The sequence below is a fragment of the Micrococcus sp. HMSC31B01 genome (assembly GCF_001816085.1).
Classification (GTDB): Bacteria; Actinomycetota; Actinomycetes; order Actinomycetales; family Micrococcaceae; genus Micrococcus; species Micrococcus luteus.
Genome location: NZ_KV825400.1, coordinates 1 through 917 on the forward strand (window position 1 = coordinate 1; position 917 = coordinate 917).

The 917-nt window shown below is 75.1% G+C and carries 1 protein-coding gene; it reads left to right on the forward strand.

The window, feature by feature from the left end:
- Positions 1–738: PHP domain-containing protein (locus HMPREF3105_RS11375; RefSeq protein ID WP_070709696.1), on the forward strand; the 738-nt coding region annotated here is incomplete at its 5' end.
- Positions 739–917: the final 179 nt, after the last annotated feature.

A 917-nucleotide genomic window follows, 5' to 3' on the forward strand; every position in this document is an offset into this window, starting at 1 on the left:
CACGACACGACCGCCGGCTGGGCCGAGGCCGCCCACGCCGCGCGGGAGACCGGGCTGACGCTCGTGCCCGGCATGGAGATGTCCTGCACCTCCGCCGACGGCGTGAGCGTGCACGTGCTCAGCTACCTGCACGACCCCGAGGACCCCGCCCTGCTGCGGGAGGTCGGCCTGGCCCGCGACGCGCGGCTGATCCGGGCGCAGGAGATGGTGCGGCGCCTGGGCGCGGACTTCCCGATCACGTGGGAGCTGGTCCAGGAGCACGCGGCGGAGAACGCGACGATCGGCCGGCCCCACCTGGCCGACGCCCTCGTGACGATCGGGGCCGTCCCGGACCGCTCCGCGGCGTTCCGGGAGATCCTCGCCGGCCGGTCCAAGTACTACGTGCCGCACTTCGCCCCGGACCCGGCCGAGGCGGTCGCGCTCATCCGGGCCGCCGGCGGGGTGCCGGTGTTCGCGCATCCCCGGGCGCGCATGCGGGGCCGCGTGGTGGGCGACGAGGTGTTCGAGCAGATGGCCGAGGCCGGACTGGCGGGGGTCGAGGTCGAGCACCGGGACAACCCGGCGGAGGAGCGCACCTGGCTGCGCGCATTCGCGGACCGGCACGGACTGTTCGTCACCGGCTCGTCCGACTACCACGGCACCGGCAAGCCCAATCCGATCGGCGAGCACACCACGGGCGCGGAGGTGCTCGCCGAGATCGAGCGGCAGGGCACCGGCACGGCGATCATCCGCGGCTGAGCCCGGACGGCCCGGGCGACGGCGGAGGATCCGTTGCGCGAATGACCCTTCCGGCCGCCTGCACGGCGGTCGGAAGGGTCATTCGTGCAGAAGACTCCCGGGGGCCCGGAAGGGAGGGTCAGCCGTCCACGACCTCGCCGTTGCGGCGCCGCGTGCGGGAGCGGCCGCCCCGGCGACGA